Raw genomic sequence first — 20,516 nt, 5'->3', positions numbered from 1 at the left:
TGTCCATATACATAAAAGCCATGCAGTTTCACTTGCATGGCTTTCTTATTTCAATCGTTATACCAAGTGAAAAAAGTATTAATTCAATTGGTATTAAATCCGATTATTCGCTTTTCGCGTCACCTACTTGAACTGGCTCTTTAGGCTTAACAATTTCAAGTAATTCAACTTCAAACTCAAGTACTGAATTTCCAGGGATGCGTGGTGGGTTACCAACTGGGCCGTAAGCTAGTTCTGATGGGATTGTAAATTTGTACTTAGAGCCAACAGACATTAACTGTACACCTTCAGTCCAACCAGAAATTACACCGTTAAGTGGGAATGTAGCTGGCTTGCCACGATCTACTGAGCTATCAAATATTTCACCGTTCAAGAAAGTACCGTGGTAGTGTACACGTACTGTATCTTCAGCTTTTGGCTTTTCGCCTTCGCCTTCAGCAATAACCTGATACTGTAAACCAGTTTCAGTTACAGTCACACCTTCTTTGTTCGCGTTTTCAGCTAAGAATTTAGTACCTTCTTCAAGCGCTTTTTCAGCAGAAAGTTTGATTTTCTCTTCTTGCTTCGCTTTTACTGCTTGATCAAGATTCATTAATAAAGCTTGAACTTCTTCTTTCTCGATTAGAGATTTACCAGCTAAACTATCAGTGAAACCTTGAATGATGTAGTCTTGTTCTAAGTTAACATCAAACTCAGCTTGTTTTTCAAGGTTGCTTTGAACATACATACCAATTGATGCACCCAAGCTATATGATTGCTTTTGTACTTCAGTTTCTAAAACAACTTCTTTTTTAGGTGCTTCTTTAGTTTCTTGTTGACAGCCCGTCGCAGCAATTAATGACAACGCTACTAGGGTAGGTTTAAACAATTTCATAGTTTCTCCAGTTTTTCCGCCCAAAGGTAGAATCTAAGTAGCGGTATACATTGTTTTCAATTAAACAATGCGGTAAAAAGGCCTTATACTAACGAGAAATGATGATAGAAAAAAGAAAATTATTTTGCCAGATTGTAAACAACCGTACTTTTTATGTTTTTCATTGATAATTCTACTGATATTAGCAGGTTGTTCGCCTGCAGCTAAAAAGCCTGAACAACAATGGCAACATGCCGTTGAAGGGGCATATGAAGCCGATATATCAAATGATGGCAAAGTGAGTGTAGTGTCTTCTATCCATCACGGCATCAGCGTTTGGGATATTGACTCCAATGCGCTGAAATTCACTATATCCCAACAACAAAATACCGCTGACAATCTAGTGCTAGCCCTTGATATCTCTGACGATAATCACAGCGTAGTTGTTGCAAGCAGAGAAAATTTCTCACTCTGGAACCTTGACAGCGGAGAGTCAACGGGCTTTTGGAAAGTCAGAGAGTCGAATATTCGCGATGTTGCAGTATCTAATTTAGGCAGACATATTCTCATCGGTAAAGGCAATGGGGTGGTAGTGCATGTAACGCCACAAACAGGACGCCGATTGGAGTTTCTGGGGCATCAAGAAAAAATCAATTCAGTGGATATGTTACCTAATGGCCGCGTCGCAATTTCTGGTTCAAACGATTTCGTTGCTTACGTTTGGGATACACAAACTGGGCAAGTTATTTATCGCTTTAACCACCCTAGTCGTGTATCAAAAGTAGCGCTTGATCCTAAAGGGCGCTACGCCTTTACCGCAGGCAGTATGAAAATTGCCAACATTTGGGATTTAAAAACAGGTGAGCTGATAAGCCAGTTACAATTTACTAACCGACAGGAAGTATTCAGTGCCATTCAATTTTCAGATGATGGCTTATTAATGGCCACCGGCGCGCCCTCACGCAAAGTAAGCATTTGGCAAATTGCTACTGGAAAACGACTAGACAGTTGGCGAGTGACACCAAGAAAAGACATTCGACCGGCTGGTGCAGTTGTATATGGCGTTGCATTTCGCGATAATAACAAGCTCTTAACTGAATCTTCTGCAGGATATGCTGAATTATGGCAAATGAAGAACTGATGCTAGTAATCAACGAACTTAAAGAAAGTGTTGAAGCACTAGAATCTCGAAATGCCTTTCAAGACGATATTATTGAACAACTTAATCGTGAACTAGCCGTGCACCAGTCAGAACTTGCTGAACTGAAAGCTCAAATTAAACTACTGGCAACTCGTATTAAGTCAACTGATAGTTCGCAATTGGGAAAACTGGAAGATGAGCCACCGCCGCCACATTATTAATATGTGCGGCACCGTTAAGGCTTAAATACTCCGATAACTTGCTCGTTTGGGCGAGTGTCTTTTTCAATATGGGCTTCTGGTTGCATCATTTGTTCACCACACGCCACACAGGTCACTTTTTCTAAACCATCTTCTTTAGTTAACGCCATCGTATCCATAGCTTGACACTTGGGGCACACTGCGCCGGCAATAAATCTCTTTTTCATTATTAACTCGCGATGCTGTCGGACGTAATTTGTTATACCAAGTGAAATAAATTGGTATTAAACCCGACAGAAATATTCTCATGGTCGGTTATTTTACCTTGAACTTAACACTAAGGAAAAGAGACAATAGCCACAGTATTGCCAATTAAGGAACTTTTAATGATTACAGCGGTTGATTTAAGTTTAGATAGAGGTGTTAAAAACTTAATCAAATCATCTTCATTCACCATACACCCAAAGCATAAAGTCGGCTTAGTCGGCGCAAATGGGTGTGGCAAGTCGTCATTATTTGCGTCAATGCTTGGTAATTTACAACCTGAATCTGGCGAACTTTCGATGCCAGCTAACTGGAAAATTGCTACCGTAAAACAAGAAACCCCTGCCCTGGAAAAAAGTGCTTTAGATTACGTTATTGACGGTGACACCGAATTCCGCCAAGTCGAAAAACAACTCGACGAAGCAAGAGCGACCAACAATGGTAACAAAGAAGCCGAATTGCTGAATCAGTTAGATGCAATTGGCGGCTACAGTTTGCCTGCTCGCGCCAGTGAACTACTGCATGGCTTGGGGTTTCTTCAGAACCAACTTGACCAACCCGTAAAGAGTTTTTCTGGTGGCTGGCGTATGCGCTTAAATCTAGCGCAAGCACTGATCAGTCGAGCTGACCTTTTATTGCTCGATGAACCAACCAACCACTTAGATTTAGATGCGGTGATCTGGTTACAAAAATGGCTTAAGCGATTTGAAGGTACATTAGTGTTGATTTCTCACGATAGGGATTTTCTTGACGATGTAATCACACAAATAATTCACATTGAACATCAACGCGCCAAAATGTACTCAGGCAACTATAGTGCATTTGAGCGACAACGCGCAGAGCACCTGGCACAACAAGACGCACAATATCAAAAACAACAAAAAGAAATCGCTCATTTAACGTCATTTGTTGATCGTTTTAGAGCAAAAGCAAGTAAAGCCAAACAAGCGCAGAGTCGACTTAAGCGCTTACAGAAATTACCTGATCTAGCGCCTGCCCATGTAGATAGTCAGTTTACTTTTACATTTAATAATCCTGAACATATGCCCTATCCTTTGCTGTCAATTGAAGAGGCAAAGTGCGGCTACTCAGAGCAGGCTGTTATACTACGTGATGCTAAGCTGACATTGGTTCCTGGCAGTCGCATCGGTTTGCTTGGACGTAATGGCGCAGGTAAATCAACATTAATCAAGTCATTAGCAGGCGACATTACGCTACTTGCTGGTGAACGTTTCTGTGCGCAAGAACTGCGTATTGGTTATTTCTCCCAGCACCAGTTAGAACAACTTCATTTAAGCTCTAGTGGCGTTGAGCATATTATTCGCAGTAAACCCAACATGACAGAGCAAGAAGCTCGTAACTTTTTAGGGCGGTTTGGCTTTAGCGGTGACCAGGCACTTGACGCTGTATCCAATATGTCTGGCGGTGAAAAAGCACGATTAGTATTAGCCTTGATTGTCCTCGACAATCCGCAGTTACTCCTGCTCGACGAACCTACTAACCATTTAGACTTAGAAATGCGTCAAGCACTAGTAATGGCGTTGCAGGAGTTTAATGGCGCCATTATTCTAATTGCCCATGACAGGTATTTATTGGAATCATGTGTCGATCAATTTTTCTTAGTAGCAGATGGACGAGTGGAAGAGTTTTCAGGTGATATTGACGATTATCAGGCTTGGTTGCACGACGATAAAAAAACAGCCGTTAAAGCGACAAAAGCGATAACTGAAAATACCGTTGATAGAAAACAACTGCGACAACAACAAGCGCAACTTCGCCAAAAAGCAGCGCCACTTAAAAAACAAGCGCAGAAATTAGAGCAACAAATACAATTGTGGCGAGACCAATTATCTTCAATAGAAATGACCTTATCAGACCCTGACATCTATCAGTCATCTCGGTCAGCTGAACTGACTGACCTCCACAAAGAACAAGCAAAACTCAATTCTCTAATCGATGAAAATGAGTTGCACTGGTTTGAATTGGAAGAAAAAATTGAAGAAATCATGTCAGCGAATTAGCTGTTATAGTTTAGGCTTGCTACACTTAGCCTAAAGCTTAATTGGTAATTTGAAAGGATGTAAAATGAAAAAAGCACTTGCTTCCCTATTGCTTTCTACGATGCTTATCAGTAGTACAGCGATAGCATTTGAAGGCGACTACGATCTTGGCGTTTTCCAACTTAACCGTGGTGAATTTAAAGCAGCTATCGCAGAGTTTGAACCACTTTTGGAGCAACAGTACGCCCCTGCACAATATCAAATGGGGCTAATCTATCTAAATGGTTGGGGAGTGCTTAAAGATGAAGATGAAGCGCTAGAGTATATTAGAATGGCCGCTGACCAAAACTATCCCGATGCGCTATTCAATCTGTCAACTATCTACACCGAAGGCAAATTAGTTGAACAGGATTTGAAAAAAGCGTTCAACCTTATGAAAAAAGCAGCGGATAGAGATCTACCAAGTGCTCAATTTAACTTAGGGGTTATGTTTGCCAATGGCCAAGGAACGCCTAAAGATGCTAGGCGCGCTGCCCATTGGTATGAACTAGCAGCAAAACAGAACTTTCCTTTGGCGCAGTTTAATTTAGCCTTGATGTACTATGAAGGCATAGGCGTGAAGCAAAGCCATGAAAAATCATATATGTGGAATATCATTGCAGCTAAGAGTGGCTATAAACAAGCCATTAAAAGTCGTGATATGGATGAAAGAAACTTAAGCATAAAGCAAATAGAGGATGTTCGTGAGCAAGCCGAAAAGCTTTATAATCGAATCTTAGAACAAGTCGACTTGCGTACCAAAGAATTATCTCAAAAAACGTTTTTATAGCGCAAATTTGATCTAAGTCATAACGGACTCATCGGAAGCTAACTACACTCAACGTGATTGTTTAAGCGTTAGCTGCCGGGAGGCTGTTATGAATATTATTGATATGCTACTTAATGACCCAATCGTTTTATATTCTTTTGTTGGATTGGGAATCGTGTTAGGTATATGCGGCTATTACATTTATTACTTCATCAAACATATTGAAGAAAGTAAATCCTAATAGTTACAACAACATCTGATTTAAATCACATTCTTGTATTTCTTGCACAACGTGAACAAACCACCACTGTACATTTTTTAGTCAAAAATAGTATGGCTTTGAAGTTGATTTTGCTATACTCAAAGATTGAGAGATAGTGAATAGGAAATTTGTGTGAGGTCACTATGAATGTGTCAATCAATCAACAATCACCCTCGCTGAGTGTAATTGAACGCTTAGAGAAAGAGCGTGAAGAACAGCAAGAGAAGTTAGCATCAGGCCGTCGAATTAACAGTGCGGCTGACGATCCTGCTGGATTACAAATTTCTGAGCGGCTCACTTCTCAAATCAATGAAAACGCTCAGCTTAGTGTTAATACACAAGATCAAGTTAATACAAATAACGTGCAGTCTGGTCAGCTGTCTTCCATCAGCGAAAGTCTTCAGCGTGCAAGTGTCCTTTCAATCCAATCAGGTAGCCCACTGAGTGATAGTAGCGCAATTCAAGGTGAACTAGATCAACTCACCGAACAAATCAATACAATTGCTGGCGAAGTACTCGGTGATTCAAACTTTGTCTCTGGTTTAGATGCAAATGACCCAGCAGCCACTCAAGCGGCATTAGAAACTGCATTTGAAACGATTAATCAAACCGCTACCGACTTAGGCGCGGAATCAAATGCCTTAGATTCACAAGTCTCTACCTATGAAACAACACGCGTCAATTTAAGTGAATCTCGTTCCAGAATTAGAGATACCGATGTTGCAGCTACGTCTGCCGAAGCACAGCAAACTAACGTATTATTGCAGTCAGCAATTATTGCGAAAAAAGATGAAGACAGCCGCAAAGGCCTTTTAGTCAATCAAATTGTTTAACGATAACGTTAACACTATTAGTTGTTAGCAGTTAAAATACACATCACCTAAAATGATGTGTATTTTTTATGTACCTTGAAAGTACGTTTAAACCCGCTTGGTGGTTAACTAATTGCCATTTACAAACTCTTGCTGCCAAATGGTTCAGAAGAAAGCTAAGAGTTTCAACCATCGAAGAAGTGTTAACAACCCCTGATGACGATATTATTGAATTAGCATGGACCGAATTGCCATGTAGCAAAACCATCAAGCCAATCGTCGTGATTCTTCACGGCTTGGAAGGCTCTTTCGACAGTCACTACGCCAAAGGCATGCTAAGTGCGGTCAAAGCGCAAGGCTGGATTGGAGTAGTTATTCATTTTAGAGGATGCGGCAAACTGCCAAATCGCAAAGCTTTTTCTTATCACTCTGGTTTTACTGCGGATATTGAATTCGTAGCACAGCGGTTGCACATTTTTTATCCGCATCATCCAAAATACGCCATCGGCTTTTCACTCGGTGGCAATGTGTTAGCGCAGCATCTAGCAACACAAAAAGAAAATGCTGTTTTTAACGCTGCGACCATCATTTGTGCACCACTACACTTAGCAACGTGTAGCGACAGGATAAATCGCGGCTTTTCCAAAATTTATCAGAAGTACCTAGTAGATATGCTTAAAACAAGCGCGTTGGAGAAAATTGAACGAGGCTTGGTAAGTCACGTCAGCCAGCGAGACATTCACGATATCCGCACCATGCGAGAGTTTGACGAACGATTTACAGCCCCTATTAATCAATACGTCGATGCCGATGATTATTATCAACGAGCCAGCGGACTATTTAATATCAACAAGGTAACCATTCCAACGTTGATAATTCACGCTAAGGACGATCCCTTTTTAGCCCATGAACATATTGTCAGCCAAAAACAGTTAAATAAGAATATCCAATTTGAAGTGAGCACTAAGGGTGGACATGTAGGTTTCATCACTGGTAAATTACCGCTTAAGCCCGAGTTTTGGCTTGAGCATCGCACTGTGAGTTATTTATCAGAATACCTATGATTATCCCGATTGAATCATTGCCCAAAGCAACGTTAGAAAACATTATTGAATCCTTTGTACTTAGGGAAGGAACCGATTACGGTCTGGATGATCGCAATTTTGAAGAAAAAATTGAAGATGTGAAGAAACAACTAATGCGCGGTACTGCTGTTTTAGTTTTCTCTGAACTACATGAAACGGTTAACATCATGCCTGCAGAGCAGTTTCAACAGGACTATACTACGTAGCCTTTGCTACTCAATTCAGTGTTACATTTAAAAACGAAACATAATATGAATTAGTTCAGACAAGATCTATAAGATTCGACTAATATGCTCCAATCAGCTTTGACCGTCGCATATGTGCCAGCAACAAACACTCACTATTTAAATTCAACTTTATCTTGAAAGTCCGTTAGGGATCTAACCCCATCTTAGATACTTTTCATCAAACTTTGTGAAGCAACCATTGCCAACGTGTTAAAACTGATTGATAAGGGTTAGTACCGCCAATCAAAGCCTCTATAGGCTCGCCCCACGAATCTTTCTACTATTGAAGTGTTATATCTGCTATTTTTATCCATTTTGGTTAAGCCGTAATCAAATAACTCAAGACCCAAAGCAACAAACACCCTCAATGGAGCAAAAAGAATCGGTCGTAAAAATAAAAACATAAGGGTGCCAATGATAACCGAATGAAAACAAAAGACTACCCATGGAATCACTAGTGCTATCCCTATCCCCAAAAATGCTAAACCTACGATTAATGAAGTAATTCCTAAAAACTTTTCCATTGTTGACCTTAAATTTTAGTTAGATAACAAATATTACTTTTACAGGTTAAGAACACTTATGTCTTTAAGTGAACTGGCCTGCTCTATTAAAGCGAGCTTAATGTTACCTTTTTCAAAAAATCTATAAAATAATGTTTACCTGTCTTATTTCCATATTTTTTTGACACGCGATTCCACCATGGCATTCCTGCATGAGGAACACGAGCGTATTCAATCCCTTGCGCTTTTAACGCATTAATTAACCCTAACTTTTCGGCATGATGCCAAGCTAATGCGCTAGAGAAAACAACAATATTTGGTTTAACAATACCAATTACGTCATTAACTACTTTACAACTCATCTGTGAATCGAGGTCTTTTACCTTGATTGATTTACCGGCAGTTTCAGCTGGGCGTTGAAAATAATTTAAATAACAAATGTTATGAAAAGGCTGCTCGACATTAAACTCATCGAGATTAGATTCAATTAATGCTTTGGAAAGGTTTTTATAAATAAGTTTGGACTTTTCATACCAATTATTTTTAAGTCCATGTCGAATGATATTTTCAGTATTCATCCAATGTAAGTCTTTAAAAGCAATTACATCAATGCCTCTATACCAAGTCTCTGCATCATGATGATATGTACTATCTTTATTCAGATAATGACTTTCACCAAGAATGAGGAGTCTGTGTGTTGCGCTACTATAATTATCCCCCACCCACGGGATTAAGTTTGGGTATTTTTGATAATGCTCTATAGAAGATAATTCTGCTGTAAATATTGTCATTTCAATTCCTATACACAACTGAAACGTGTTCAAGTAAGGTAATTATGTTGGTTTTATACGTTGTATTGTTCTAACGTTTTATTTAAAACATTGCTAATTTTAAGGCGAAGCTCAGTTGGTTCCTCACAAATAATGTCTGCACCATATCTTAATATCCACGCGATTAAGTCATATGTTGGAATACATGTAAAACTTACTTCTACCCATTCAGATGACGTTTCTATTAATTGCTGATCTTCAGTTAGTCGATTGTTTCTTAACGCGTCTAAAGCAAACCCCTTAACTTTTAGTTTAACCGTTTCATATTTTTCATCTGAATTTAATATCCAACCTGAAGGGTTTTTCGAAAAATAGTCTTTTAAGGTGAATGACTGTGGATAGTCTATCTCCGTATAGTTGTTTTCAGCCGTATCAATTCGATGAAACAAAAATAGCAAAGGCGACTCTGGATTATTTTTTTTTGTAGCGACAAGGTAGTGACTTTGCCCTCGAATGATTATCCCTAATGGGTTTAAGCAGTAACTTATTGGTGTACTTTTATCCTTTGCTTGATAAGTAATATTGATTTGGGTTTCTTTTAACACCGCATCATAGATAATTTCCCGTGCTTTCTCTGAGATGAAATTATCATTATGAATTAACGGATATCCGTCTGAAATAACCTGTAATTTTTCTTTCCATTTACTTAAAGCATTACCGGAATTAAGCATAGATTTTGCGTCGGTAAGGCGCTCTTCCGTACGATTACTATATTCAACAGGCATTGCTTTGCCTATTATATTTTCTGACAGTACGAGCATTAATGCTTCTGTCGGTTGAATTTCTTTAAATTTATTATCATTTTTATGGATACATCCCCAGCGATAACCTTCTGCTGAACTCTCTGGATATAACCCTCCGATATCAGCCAGCTTTATCAAATCTCTCTCTACAGTACGCTTACTAACCTGAAAACCTTCATCTAAAAGGTGTTGATGTAAAGCGGTGGTTGTTATTGGTTGTGCTGGGTATAGCGGTACTTTCCTCAACATTTCTAAATGACGAACTGTCGTACTTTTTGACATTGTTTTCTACCTAGATTTTTCAGTAATCGCTGCTATTCCATCACCAGCCAACGTAGTAGATTAATTCTTTGAAAGTTTTTTACGTTACAATAGCCGTAATTTTATGGTTTAGTTAACCATTCTTGTTATCGTAATATACAATACCAACAAGTGCGACAATTAGTGTCGCACCATAATAAAAAGTATCCTACGACACTCATTGTCTTGCTTAGCGTTAATATATTTATTTCTTTTATTCGTTTTGAGAAAACATGAATACCTTAAGCGATACGACTTTTGAACGAACTCAACTACAACATTTATTCACTCAGTACAATATTCACGTAACAGATGATATTACGATTGTTTTTGGAAGCTTAGGGGGTGAAGCAAGGATGGATTATAGCACTTGGTTTATTGCTGATAATGAGTATATAAAACACAAGAACTCTGGGTTCTTCAATCTTATGCAACATCAATTAGATATTTTTATTCAATATAGAAGCCGATATATATTGTCAGCCTCTTATCACGGTATTATACGCATTAGTCCTGACTGCATAAGCGTTGAATGGATAAATAAACAAATTGCCAACAAACATATTTCCTCATTAAAATGGAAAAGTGATGTTAATAAGTAGAACAGCAATTAAACTCTAAGCATTGAACGCTATTTATAGCGAATACTCATAATAGCATTCAATTAAAAAAGACAATTTTACGCTTTTGAATAAGGTGCAACTACATGAGCCCCTAATTATTGAGCTCCCGTTGTTCGCTCATACCCGTCTGTAAGATGAAATCGAAACTGAGTCTTCCAAATTGTCAGATATGAGCTACTACAAATGATTGCGCATTGCCTAATAGATTAATTGCCTGACTGAATGGGATGGCAGATTGATAGTTACTTTTGCACTAACGTTAAAACAAAGCTTACGGGTACAGTTTCACCGATACTAGGCAGGCCAGCTAATTCTTTTAGTTTGTTTACGCCCGCAACTAAGTTAAAGTCACCTGCTCTTACCAACATTGGCGCTAAACTATTAACCAATAACTTATCATTCTTAAGTTTTGATACCATGACCATCGCGGTTATAGGCTGCGTTTGCCCATGTAGCGACAAGTTACCATTGATTGTTAATTTTGTACTGTCACCAGTCGCCAGAGACTTAACAGCTTCAGTGTTTACTTTGGCACTAAAAGTTGCTTTGGCAAAACTATGGGTATTAAACAAATGCTCTTTCATGCGCTCATCACGAATTGGAATAGCGGTATTTACGCTGTCTAAATCAATCGAAAAGCTAAATGTGCCATCTTGATTCAAAGTCGCATCAATACTACCGAAAGTATGGTTTTCAGCGATATGTTCTTTTTTAATCGTTGTAAAACTCACTTGCGATTGCGCAGGGCTCAACTGCCATGTTGTCGCTTGTAAAGGTAATGTAAGCAAGCTTGCTGCTAATAACAAAGATATGCGCACTATGTTCTCCATTTATTTAAATCTGTCTTTAGCCCTGTGTGGCTTTATCACTTCACGCCATGGTATATCTGACGTCCCTAAAGAAATAAAATCAGGGTTAACTAATGTTTGGCGTTTATTATAGGACAAAGGCGAAAACTCAGCATCCAGAATTTGTCCACCCGCTTGCTCAATGATGCAGTGACTTGCACCTGTATCCCACTCTCCTGTTGGACCAATACGCAAATAACAATCCGCCCCGCCTTCTGCAATCAGGCAATTTTTTAATGAACAACTGCCCAATGCAATATATTCGAAATCGAAATCCTTGTTTAGATATTGTCCCATCAAACTAAGCTCTTGGCGGCGACTTATAGCCACACGTATTTTACGTTCGCCGTCATATTTTGCGACTTGAATGGGATGACTGCCAGCATCGTCTTCTTTGAATGCCCCTAAATTGCGCTGGGCATAATAAGTCAGCCGATGATAAGGCGCGTGAATCACGCCAATAGTAGGCCAGCCATTTTCCACTAAAGCAATGTTAACGGCAAAATCACCACTCCCAATAATAAATTCCCCTGTGCCATCTATGGGATCGAGCAGCCAGTAGCGCGGCCAATGCTTACGTTCAGCAATGCTATCAGCACCAACTTCCTCAGAAATAATTGGTATATCAGGCGTGAGCGCTCTTAGCATGTCCATAAGCACTTCATTAGATGCAATATCAGCACTGGTTACGGGGCTATTATCGTCCTTAGTTTCTTCGATAAAATCCCCTCGTTTGTAGTGACGGGAAACCTCCTTGCCCGCTTTTTTCGCACTTTCTAACGCAACTGCCAACAGCTGTTCCGGATTCATTCTTGCTCCCTAATACTATCTACAATTAACATTAGAGCGGCAATGCTGCGCGCTTCGTTAAACTCAGGCGATGCCAGTAATTGCTTATAATCGGCAATTGGCCACTTAATCACTTCCAAAGGTTCTGGCTCGTCCCCTGGTAACGTTTCTTCATACAGAAATTGTGCCTTAAAGATCGACATGTGTCCTGAAAAGAATGCGGGTGCTAAAGCGACTTCTATAATAGGGCTTAATGATTCAGCACCAAATCCTATTTCTTCTTTAAGTTCACGATTAGCCGCTTGTTCAGGTGTTTCTCCCGGATCGATTAATCCTTTAGGAAAACCCAATTCGTAACAATGGCTACCAGCGCAATACTCTCGAACGAGGACTACTGTCGCTTCATCAATGAACGGCACAACCATCACTGACCCACGGGCAGTGCCCTGCATTCGCTCATACACTCTTTTTTCACCGTTGCTAAACGTCAGATCGACTTCTTCGATCGAAAACAGGCGACTTTTGGCCACTTGCCTGCGCGCGTGAATTTCAGGTAATTTTTTAAGGCTACTCATATATTTTACGAATTATCCCCAAAGTTAACGTCATTAAGACGTAGGACAGCGAATCAAGGTTAGGTATACTTAAGTATAATAAGTCGTTTTAGTAGGAAAAATCTATGCTTGATTGGTCAAAAATATCGACAGTTTTGCTCGACATGGATGGAACCATTTTAGATTTGCATTTTGACAATTATTTTTGGCAACAGCATTTACCCCTGAGATACAGTGAAAATAAATCTATTTCATTAGCGCAAGCCAAGCAGGAGCTCAATGAACACTATGACAAAGTCTCAGGAACTATTTCTTGGTACTGTTTGGATTACTGGGCAGAACAAACGAAACTGCCAATTGACCAATTAAAGCGCGAAGTTCAGCACTTAATCCTACTAAGAGAAGATGCGCGGCAATTCTTGATGAAACTTCAAGCGAGTGGCCGAGATGTCGTTCTTGTTACTAACGCTCACCCTGGTAGTTTGTCGCTCAAGATTGAACGCACGCAATTAGACGAGTATTTCGATACGTTATATTCCACCCATGAGTTTGGTGTTAGTAAAGAATCCCAATCATTGTGGACACAACTACAGCGAAAGCATGGATTTAAGAAAGAAAGTACACTCTTTATTGACGACAGCATCGATATTCTTGATTCAGCAAAACAGTTCGGCATTGAATATTTGGTCGCTGTTGCAAATCCAGACAGCAAAAAAGGGACAAGAGAAATCGCTAACTATCATTCTATAACTGATTTTAATCAGTTAACTAAAGGGCTTACGCCGAAGTAATACCACTTCGTTTACCGCTTGAGGTAGTTAGATTAGTGGCAAGTTCATTTGCAATAAAAGCCAATGCTAATAGCGCATTGGCTTTTTCAAATTTACCAGCACCTAAAACCTTAAACGATAACGCCCTTGATTATCAGGTTTACCCAAGAATGGGAGTGATTGCTTAATAGCTTCAGGTGTGTCTGCTGTAGGTTGAATGTGGCCATCACCGTGCACGCGAAAATTTTCAGACACAACAGCTTCAAAAGTTAAACCCAATTGATTGTTAGGAGAAATGGTAGCAACAATCTCGCCTTTTTCACACACTAGTTTTGCTGCAAGGTCACCCAATTCAATCATCTGTTCCATTGCTTCAACAGCCGCTGCTCGCCACTCAACTCGACCGTCTAAAACTTTACATATAGGTGTTCCGATTTCAAATCGAGTTACCTGTAATGTCACATCAGATTTCGCATCTACTGGCACAAGCAAAGGCAATTGCTGGGCAATATCGTTCGCCGGCAACATAACATTTGCATGCTCAACGACCAGCGCAGACGCAACCCCAGAAATCGTCGCAGTCCCTTCTGGCCCAAACGCCATCGGACTGCCAAATTTTACATCAAATGTAGGGTCTAACGTCAGCAAGGATGCTTCCCTCAAGTTTACATTTACCTGATTTACTCTGATATCATCAACTTGCACATGAGACAGTTCGAATTGCCAAACATTCCCGGTGGCACTTCCTAAACTGACATTTTTAGGTAATGGCAGAGAAGACAAAACATACGAAATTGGCAACTGTTGAATAACAAATAAAAGATAGGCGCCAATAAACAACGCAGCAAATGCTATCCATTTTTTCATTACGACCTACCCAACTGCATGCGGCGCACTCTAACCTGTCCTGCTTGTTCTGCTTTTGACAGGTCAATACTTTTAACCTGTATGCCTTCATTGGACGACAGCAACTCAACCCATGTAACTAACGCGTTAAATGAAACATCATCAAGCCATACTTGTATTTCTTCTCCCTGGGGCTGCATTCGGTCAATCTTAATACCACTTCTATTGGCAGTACGATTAACAATACTCGAAATACTGCCGCCACTCGGCTTAACACCTGTGCCTTTTAGCTGGCGGTATTTATGCGTTTCATCTGATACGAATTGCAGTAGCTCTTGGTGACGCTTAACCTTTTGTTCACCTCTTTCAATGCTTTCATTTAGCGGCTGCCACACAAGGCTATAAAAAAGAAAGATTAGCAACACACCACCGAGACTGGCGATCAGTCTTTGTTCACGTGAATTAAGTTGGTTCCACCACGCTTTCATTATCGGCTCCTCGTTGATGATGTCGTAATACTAAATGATCCAGAAATCGATTCACCATGGTTGTTTTGAGCGCCTTGAGAAACGTTTAGCTGTTCTTTTTCCAACAGCGCTTTGAATTGCTCAAACTCCTGATAACTTTTGCCAGTTGCCTGTAATCTGATTTCATTTCGTTTAGCATCAAATTTCAATGAATCAGGTTTTAAGTTGCTCACTTGACTAAACGCTGGTTGCAGTTTGTTGATCATAACAAGGAAGTTTTGCTCATCACTACCACCGCCTACTTCGGCCATTTTGCGTTTTAGTTGTGAGCGAATGGTTGAAATTCTCACACGCTTAGTTTCTGGAAACGCTTGTTTATAAGTATCAATAATTTGCTGTTCCAACTGCGCCTGCTGAGCATTTATCTGCCACATCTTAACTGATTTTAAGCCTAAGTTTGTCAACAGAGTAAAAGCCGCAACACTCGCTGCAACCAGCCACACTTTATTGGTAGAAGACCGTTTCCGCTTGACCTGAAACTCCCCTTGAAGCAAGTTAAACTTAATCGAGGCAATATTCTTTGCCAGCAATGCTAGTGGAAGTTCTTCAGGTTCTGAGACCAATTCAATCGTCGATAGGTGTTCAGGGATGTTGATGGGAGAATAACCATGTAACTTTATCGACTCACCTTTATCACTCTTTGAGCTCCAGCGCCCTAACAAGGTGTCGAATAATTCATGTTCAATAGCTGTGGCAAACCACGCATCTTGCTTTGCTAACACTTGTCCGAATAGTTCAACACAACTCCAGCTGCCTTCATGCTCCGGTAACAGCAACGCATCAGGAATCAACTTTTGAACCTGTATATTGGCATCACTCAACCATGATAGCCAAAGCGCCATTTGCTGACGATCAACAGCGGTCAAAAAACAGTTATTGTCATCGTCATCAAGATTCGGTGAGCCATAGGCAAAAAAGAGCTGCTCAACATCTTGAGCCAAATCATCTTCTAGCATATACGGAGCAGCCAGCTTCATCGCTCTAGGCGACTTAGCTGGTACTTTCAATCGTTTGAATGCCACATCGCACGCAGGAACAAGCGCCACAACTGGACGAAGGGATGCCTTTTCTGTGAGCTCCGTTAAATGCATTGCATTTGGCAACTCACCACTGGCAATTATTTCTGCATCACCGGCCGACCAAATCAGCCACTGGACGCCATCAGTTGCATTACTACCTAGTCGAATGATTAACGACTCAGCCATTATTCTTTTCCTATTTTGCGACTAACCACATGTACTTTTTTATTGTCTTCAATTTTCAACACTGAACTCATTGCAAAAAAGCTATCATTAAAACTTGCAGATGATTTCAGCTTAAAATATTCACTATCTACGACTAGCTGCTTTTTTAAATCATCATTAACTGACAGTTTGCCAAATTCAGGTGTAGCAAAAAAGTCTTCAATCTTATCATACCCATCTTCCTCTCGCGCCGATATCAATTGTTCTGCATCAGCTTGCGGGATATCAAGCAAAGCGGCTAATAACAAGCTTTGTTCACTCGTTAGTGTATTCACATTAATTTCATGACGTTCGGTATTGGGTAACACGCAAACGTAAGGCTTCAAGGCCTCAATTACAGGTAATGTAAAGTGCTCTACCAATCTTAACTCACTCAACCCAGCGATAAAATTGTTCGCTGGTAAATAAGCAAATTCTTTTGACGCATAGTCATCATCTTCTGCCCCTTGTGGGCTAACAATACTAGAATCAGCATCTAGCCAGTCAACAAGTGCATCCGCCATTTCAGCAGCTTCATATTCGCCAATCCCTTCGACACCTAAATCGGTGATCAATAACTTCAAAGCGTCACGCGCAGGATTTTTCACCGTACCGGGGTCGTTACTTTCTTTTTCAACACGCAGCGCATTTAAATTCAAACATGCCTGTAGGTCGATTATCTCGCCAGTAATTTGGCCATAATCTACAGGAAAGCTTGTCTCTCCTTGTGCCCAAACCTGCGACAATTTAGTTACTTCTGGTTCATCTTCAAATGCGTTTAACAACACGCGTTGTGCAAATGCTTCTGCACCCAATGCGTACCAATAAGCCTGCTGGTTGTAATTGATATTGGTCGTTCTTTGTAACTGTAATTGCAACCTTGCCAGCATTTGTGTCGCTAAAATCGCTGCCAACGCAACAACCAACATAACGGTAATTAGCGCCACGCCTTTATTTTTCATCGAGCGCTCCTACCATGAGGAATTTACGATGAATCTCGCCGAGATCTTCAGTCGTAATTGTTACCTCAATTGCCTTAGGAATTACGCCGCTTTCAACTTTTTCCTGCCACTTGTCACGGTAGAAATACTGATAAGAAACTGATTCAACATTTTCTATCAGTTTACGGATTTTCGGCTCTTCTCCAACTACGGGATCGACAAAGTTATAATGCAGCCGCTCTAAATTACCTTCTTCAAGTCGGTAAGCCACCGATTGTAGTTCGCTGCGAGGAATCAGTAAGCCAGGATTTGTCCAGCCATTGCGCACGAAAGCAATCGCGCTCTCGCCAATTATCTCCATGTCATCGCCACCATGAAAATAAGCGGTGCTAGGCGCCTCACCGTCAACACGAATCGACCGCTGTGTCGCCTGTATTAGATCACGTTCAATAACCATCCAGGCTCTTTGGATCTCATTCAGTCGTTTCATTTTCTCTTTCGACGCACCATCGCTGGCAATAACCCCATCAAAAAGGCTAAAACTTGCGAGACTTATCATCGCAAAAATGGCAATAGCGAGTAGAACTTCAATTAAGGTAAAACCTTTAGCGCTGACAGAAGAGGTTTCCATTACTTGTCACCACTTCTTGAGACATACGTCATCATGCTGCTTAGCTCATTGTCGTCTTTTTCATTCAAACGAACTTCAATTACTACTTGACGCATATCGTTATCGGTGGTCTTAATAACTTGTTGACGCCAATGCCACTCATGACCCGCTAACGTTGTTTTTCCCTTTTGATTATTTTTGGGCGGCCATTGCTTGTCTAATTTGGCTTCCACAAGTTGATCTGAAGCAACCCAATCGGCGTACATACGCTGTTCTATATTTGAAAGATGAGTAAAATGGGTATCAGCAGTGCTCAGTAAAGCCAATCCAGCGAGCGCAAATACTGACAAAGCCAATAGCACTTCGATGAGCGTAAAGCCAGCCAATTGGCGTGTTTTGGTGTTGCGATAATGCGACTTAGCCACCTGCCAGCTCCCCGTTGATATACGGCCCGGTAACGATAACCGGCGTAGTATAACTACCGTCAATTCGATAGCTTATATCTTCGTCTAAGTCGAACTGGTCACTGTAATAAATCGTCAGGCTAAATGGCGTGATATCTCCACCAGATAGAATATAAACGTGTGGGATAATAGGTTTTTCATCGTCTGAATCTAAGAAAGATTCTTCTTCTGGGGCAAAAGTGTCTCGGTTATAAAGGCTTTGTTCCTCTATGGGTAAATCTTCCAGTTCAACTTTTAACGCCATGCCATCAGGTAATTCATATGGTTCAAAAGCTGGGTTGTCAGGTACGGCAACCCATTGAGTACCATCGTAGCCCAAAAATTCGTAGCTGTTTTCTTTAACGACTAACCCCAATTGCACATTGTTCAGTAGTCCGTACTCAGCAGCCGTTTCAAAAATACCAGCAAAACGCAAACTCTCAGTTTGTAATTCAGATTCAGCTTTATTTCCGACAAAGCTAAACTGCACTGCTGCAACCATTAGGCCTACAACCACTATGACCAGCAATACTTCGATTAAAGTAAAGCCGGCCAATTGAGTAATGCGGTAACGGTAAGGTTTGCGCCGATTCATGGTTTGATTAACCACTTAATATTGATGGAGTTAATATTAAGGTTATTGATAGTCAGCCAAATTCCAGTTACCGATGTCGTCATCAGTACCAGCTTCGCCGTCAGGACCCATTGAAAAGATATCTATCTTCCCGCGCTCACCTGGATTAAGTAATTGATAGTCATTACCCCAAGGATCTTTTGGAAGACGCTTTATATAACCACCGTCAGGAAATCTCTTAGGTAATGGCTCAATATCTGTCTCTGATACTAGAGCTTCTAAGCCTTGTTCTGTTGTTGGGTAGTTGTAGTTCTGCGAACGATACATGCCTAATGCCGTTTCTAATGAACCAATATCAATCACCGCTTTTTGCTCTCGGGCAGTGTCTTGACTACCCATTAAGTTGGGCACGACCATACTCGCAATAATACCAATGATGACTAGTACCACCATCACTTCTAACAAAGAGAAGCCCTGGACGTTGCGATTAGGGGAAAATTTCTTCATGGTTAACTTCCTATCAAGGTGTTTAATTGGAGAATGGGTTGTAATATCGCCATTACAATAAATAGGACTATGCCAGCCATAGTCACCATAATGGCAGGTTCAAATGCTTTAAGCGAAATATTCATCAACGCTTCAAATTCACGATCTTGGTTGTCTGCAGCTCGGCCTAACATATCTTCAAGTTCGCCACTTTTTTCACCACTGGCAATCATGTGCAGCATCATTGGTGGAAACAATTTGGTTTGCTCTAACGCAACGCGCAAACTGGTACCTTCACGTACTTTATCAGCAGACTCTTTAATCTTCTGTTTGATATATAAATTATCTAATACTTCACCCGCGATGCGCATACTTTCAAGCAAAGGCACGGCACTCGCAGTTAAAATACTAAGTGTACGCGCAAATCGTGCGGTACTAATGCCTCTTGCGACTTTCCCAATGCCGGGGAATCGCAAGAATCGTTGATGAAATTTAAGCTTAAAAGTTGGTTTTTTCATGAGTTGAGCGAACACCACAATTGACATCAAAATCGCTACAACTATATAGAGCCCGTAATTTTGTAAAAATTCACTGGAAGCAATTAGTATTTTTGTCGAACTTGGCAGGTTCGCTCCCATATGTGCAAACTGTTCAACTATTTGTGGTACAACAGAGGTAAGCAACACAACAATTACCGCAACGGCAACTATCGTCATAATAATTGGATATACAAGAGCTTGAATCATTTGCGAGCGCAATTGTTGGCGTTGCTCAGTGTAATCTGCAAGCCGGTTAAGCACGCGATCTAAATGTCCTGATTTTTCACCCGCGGCAACCATAGCACGAAACAAATGGTTAAATATTTGCGGAAATTCCGCCATACTTTCCGCTAAGCCATAGCCTTCCGTTACTTTAGTACGTACGGCCATGATCATGCTTTTATGTGTATTCTTTTCACATTGCTCAGCGACAGCGAGTAGCGATTCTTCAAGTGGCAAACCCGATTCAACAAGCGTTGCGAGTTGGCGCGTTATTAACGCTAAATCTGTGGCTGAAACTTTCCTACTGGCACCAAAACCAGTCGTTTGTTTCGCACTTTTCGATTTTTGTAGGCTGGGCGAAATTTCAAGCGGCACTAAACCTTGCTCACGCAAAAGCGCTCTAGCTTGGCGCGCCGTGTCGCCCTCAATAACACCTTTTTTGGTTTTGCCTTTAGCATCTACTGCCTGATAATCAAATGCTGCCATGACACCC

At 40.7% G+C, this 20,516-nt stretch carries 27 protein-coding genes and 1 pseudogene; 11 read left to right on the top strand and 17 right to left on the bottom strand.

Annotated elements, in window-relative coordinates; all coding sequences use genetic code 11:
• Positions 1-103: 103 nt before the first annotated feature.
• Complete coding sequence (locus ACSLUK_RS15595) at positions 104-874, bottom strand: FKBP-type peptidyl-prolyl cis-trans isomerase (RefSeq protein WP_448549600.1); 771 nt, start codon at positions 872-874, stop codon at positions 104-106.
• 124 nt (positions 875-998) lie between these two features.
• Here ACSLUK_RS15595 and ACSLUK_RS15590 point away from each other — a divergent pair, with 124 nt between their 5' ends.
• Entirely contained in the window at positions 999-1,994 is a 996-nt protein-coding gene (locus tag ACSLUK_RS15590; RefSeq protein WP_448549599.1) for a WD40 repeat domain-containing protein, read from the top strand.
• Complete coding sequence (locus ACSLUK_RS15585; protein ID WP_448549598.1) at positions 1,976-2,215, top strand: SlyX family protein; 240 nt, start codon at positions 1,976-1,978, stop codon at positions 2,213-2,215. Before ACSLUK_RS15590 ends, ACSLUK_RS15585 begins: the two co-directional genes overlap by 19 nt.
• 14 nt (positions 2,216-2,229) lie before the next feature.
• On the opposite strand, the gene ACSLUK_RS15580 is transcribed toward ACSLUK_RS15585, so the two are convergent.
• A complete protein-coding gene (locus ACSLUK_RS15580) occupies positions 2,230-2,421 on the bottom strand; it encodes a YheV family putative zinc ribbon protein (RefSeq protein WP_448549597.1) in 192 nt (63 codons plus the stop codon).
• Between the two features lie 159 nt (positions 2,422-2,580).
• Here ACSLUK_RS15580 and ACSLUK_RS15575 point away from each other — a divergent pair, with 159 nt between their 5' ends.
• The 7 genes and pseudogenes from ACSLUK_RS15575 to ACSLUK_RS15545 all read left to right on the top strand — a co-directional run bounded on the left by ACSLUK_RS15575 (position 2,581) and on the right by ACSLUK_RS15545 (position 7,631).
• Positions 2,581-4,479 carry an ATP-binding cassette domain-containing protein gene (locus ACSLUK_RS15575; protein ID WP_448549596.1) on the top strand — a complete coding sequence of 633 codons (1,899 nt, stop codon included), beginning with the start codon at positions 2,581-2,583 and terminating at the stop codon, positions 4,477-4,479.
• A 64-nt stretch (positions 4,480-4,543) separates the two neighbouring features.
• Positions 4,544-5,287, top strand: a complete 744-nt coding sequence (locus tag ACSLUK_RS15570) for a tetratricopeptide repeat protein (protein WP_448549595.1) — start codon at positions 4,544-4,546, stop codon at positions 5,285-5,287.
• 88 nt (positions 5,288-5,375) lie between these two features.
• Positions 5,376-5,507 carry a DUF3149 domain-containing protein gene (locus ACSLUK_RS15565; protein WP_448549594.1) on the top strand — a complete coding sequence of 44 codons (132 nt, stop codon included), beginning with the start codon at positions 5,376-5,378 and terminating at the stop codon, positions 5,505-5,507.
• Positions 5,508-5,752: 245 nt separating this feature from the next.
• A pseudogene (locus ACSLUK_RS15560) lies at positions 5,753-5,983 on the top strand (flagellin); the annotation flags it as partial.
• Positions 5,969-6,361: a flagellin gene (locus tag ACSLUK_RS15555; RefSeq protein WP_448549616.1), complete on the top strand. Its 393-nt coding sequence runs from the start codon at positions 5,969-5,971 to the stop codon at positions 6,359-6,361. The pseudogene ACSLUK_RS15560 and the gene ACSLUK_RS15555, both read left to right, overlap by 15 nt.
• Positions 6,362-6,429: 68 nt before the next feature.
• Positions 6,430-7,404, top strand: coding sequence for a hydrolase (locus ACSLUK_RS15550; RefSeq protein WP_448549593.1), 975 nt, complete (start codon positions 6,430-6,432; stop codon positions 7,402-7,404).
• Positions 7,401-7,631 carry a YheU family protein gene (locus tag ACSLUK_RS15545; RefSeq protein WP_448549592.1) on the top strand — a complete coding sequence of 77 codons (231 nt, stop codon included), beginning with the start codon at positions 7,401-7,403 and terminating at the stop codon, positions 7,629-7,631. Before ACSLUK_RS15550 ends, ACSLUK_RS15545 begins: the two co-directional genes overlap by 4 nt.
• 251 nt (positions 7,632-7,882) lie before the next feature.
• Here ACSLUK_RS15545 and ACSLUK_RS15540 read toward each other — a convergent pair whose 3' ends face one another.
• The 3 genes from ACSLUK_RS15540 to ACSLUK_RS15530 all read right to left on the bottom strand — a co-directional run bounded on the left by ACSLUK_RS15540 (position 7,883) and on the right by ACSLUK_RS15530 (position 10,010).
• Positions 7,883-8,176, bottom strand: a complete 294-nt coding sequence (locus ACSLUK_RS15540; protein WP_448549591.1) for a hypothetical protein — start codon at positions 8,174-8,176, stop codon at positions 7,883-7,885.
• Between the two features lie 86 nt (positions 8,177-8,262).
• Entirely contained in the window at positions 8,263-8,946 is a 684-nt protein-coding gene (locus tag ACSLUK_RS15535) for a hypothetical protein (RefSeq protein WP_448549590.1), read from the bottom strand.
• 53 nt (positions 8,947-8,999) lie between these two features.
• Complete coding sequence (locus tag ACSLUK_RS15530; RefSeq protein WP_448549589.1) at positions 9,000-10,010, bottom strand: helix-turn-helix transcriptional regulator; 1,011 nt, start codon at positions 10,008-10,010, stop codon at positions 9,000-9,002.
• Between the two features lie 251 nt (positions 10,011-10,261).
• On the opposite strand from ACSLUK_RS15530, the gene ACSLUK_RS15525 reads away from it, so the two are divergent.
• Positions 10,262-10,630 (top strand): hypothetical protein, encoded by a 369-nt coding sequence (locus ACSLUK_RS15525; RefSeq protein WP_448549588.1) that lies wholly within the window; start codon positions 10,262-10,264, stop codon positions 10,628-10,630.
• Between the two features lie 263 nt (positions 10,631-10,893).
• On the opposite strand, the gene ACSLUK_RS15520 is transcribed toward ACSLUK_RS15525, so the two are convergent.
• The 3 genes from ACSLUK_RS15520 to nudE are packed head-to-tail and all read right to left on the bottom strand — an operon-like array spanning position 10,894 to position 12,863.
• Positions 10,894-11,469 (bottom strand): YceI family protein, encoded by a 576-nt coding sequence (locus tag ACSLUK_RS15520; RefSeq protein ID WP_448549587.1) that lies wholly within the window; start codon positions 11,467-11,469, stop codon positions 10,894-10,896.
• Positions 11,470-11,481: 12 nt separating this feature from the next.
• Positions 11,482-12,309, bottom strand: a complete 828-nt coding sequence (cysQ, locus tag ACSLUK_RS15515; protein WP_448549586.1) for a 3'(2'),5'-bisphosphate nucleotidase CysQ — start codon at positions 12,307-12,309, stop codon at positions 11,482-11,484.
• Positions 12,306-12,863, bottom strand: a complete 558-nt coding sequence (nudE, locus tag ACSLUK_RS15510) for an ADP compounds hydrolase NudE (RefSeq protein WP_448549585.1) — start codon at positions 12,861-12,863, stop codon at positions 12,306-12,308. The genes cysQ and nudE overlap by 4 nt, the downstream gene beginning before the upstream one ends.
• 104 nt (positions 12,864-12,967) lie before the next feature.
• On the opposite strand from nudE, the gene yrfG reads away from it, so the two are divergent.
• Positions 12,968-13,633, top strand: a complete 666-nt coding sequence (gene yrfG / locus ACSLUK_RS15505) for a GMP/IMP nucleotidase (RefSeq protein WP_448549584.1) — start codon at positions 12,968-12,970, stop codon at positions 13,631-13,633.
• 102 nt (positions 13,634-13,735) lie between these two features.
• On the opposite strand, the gene gspN is transcribed toward yrfG, so the two are convergent.
• Genes gspN through gspF form a run of 9 tightly spaced genes read right to left on the bottom strand, consistent with a single transcriptional unit; the run spans position 13,736 to position 20,509 of the window.
• Complete coding sequence (gene gspN / locus ACSLUK_RS15500; RefSeq protein ID WP_448549583.1) at positions 13,736-14,479, bottom strand: type II secretion system protein N; 744 nt, start codon at positions 14,477-14,479, stop codon at positions 13,736-13,738.
• On the bottom strand, positions 14,479-14,946 hold the full coding sequence (locus ACSLUK_RS15495) for a type II secretion system protein M (protein WP_448549582.1): 468 nt from the start codon (positions 14,944-14,946) through the stop codon (positions 14,479-14,481). The genes gspN and ACSLUK_RS15495 overlap by 1 nt, the downstream gene beginning before the upstream one ends.
• The gene (gene gspL / locus ACSLUK_RS15490; RefSeq protein ID WP_448549581.1) at positions 14,946-16,190 is read right to left on the bottom strand and encodes a type II secretion system protein GspL; all 1,245 of its coding nucleotides are present in this window, start codon (positions 16,188-16,190) and stop codon (positions 14,946-14,948) included. The genes ACSLUK_RS15495 and gspL overlap by 1 nt, the downstream gene beginning before the upstream one ends.
• On the bottom strand, positions 16,190-17,170 hold the full coding sequence (gene gspK, locus ACSLUK_RS15485) for a type II secretion system minor pseudopilin GspK (protein WP_448549580.1): 981 nt from the start codon (positions 17,168-17,170) through the stop codon (positions 16,190-16,192). The genes gspL and gspK overlap by 1 nt, the downstream gene beginning before the upstream one ends.
• A complete protein-coding gene (gspJ, locus tag ACSLUK_RS15480) occupies positions 17,160-17,780 on the bottom strand; it encodes a type II secretion system minor pseudopilin GspJ (protein WP_448549579.1) in 621 nt (206 codons plus the stop codon). Before gspJ ends, gspK begins: the two co-directional genes overlap by 11 nt.
• Positions 17,780-18,184: a type II secretion system minor pseudopilin GspI gene (gspI, locus tag ACSLUK_RS15475; RefSeq protein WP_448549578.1), complete on the bottom strand. Its 405-nt coding sequence runs from the start codon at positions 18,182-18,184 to the stop codon at positions 17,780-17,782. Before gspI ends, gspJ begins: the two co-directional genes overlap by 1 nt.
• Positions 18,177-18,797: a type II secretion system minor pseudopilin GspH gene (gene gspH, locus ACSLUK_RS15470; protein WP_448549577.1), complete on the bottom strand. Its 621-nt coding sequence runs from the start codon at positions 18,795-18,797 to the stop codon at positions 18,177-18,179. The genes gspI and gspH overlap by 8 nt, the downstream gene beginning before the upstream one ends.
• A 42-nt stretch (positions 18,798-18,839) precedes the next feature.
• Positions 18,840-19,283, bottom strand: coding sequence for a type II secretion system major pseudopilin GspG (gene gspG, locus ACSLUK_RS15465; protein ID WP_448549576.1), 444 nt, complete (start codon positions 19,281-19,283; stop codon positions 18,840-18,842).
• A 2-nt stretch (positions 19,284-19,285) separates the two neighbouring features.
• Positions 19,286-20,509, bottom strand: coding sequence for a type II secretion system inner membrane protein GspF (gspF, locus tag ACSLUK_RS15460; protein ID WP_448549575.1), 1,224 nt, complete (start codon positions 20,507-20,509; stop codon positions 19,286-19,288).
• Between the last annotated feature and the right edge of the window lie 7 nt (positions 20,510-20,516).

Source organism: Thalassotalea fusca (genome assembly GCF_053485835.1).
This window is presented reverse-complemented; position numbering and strand designations above follow the sequence as displayed.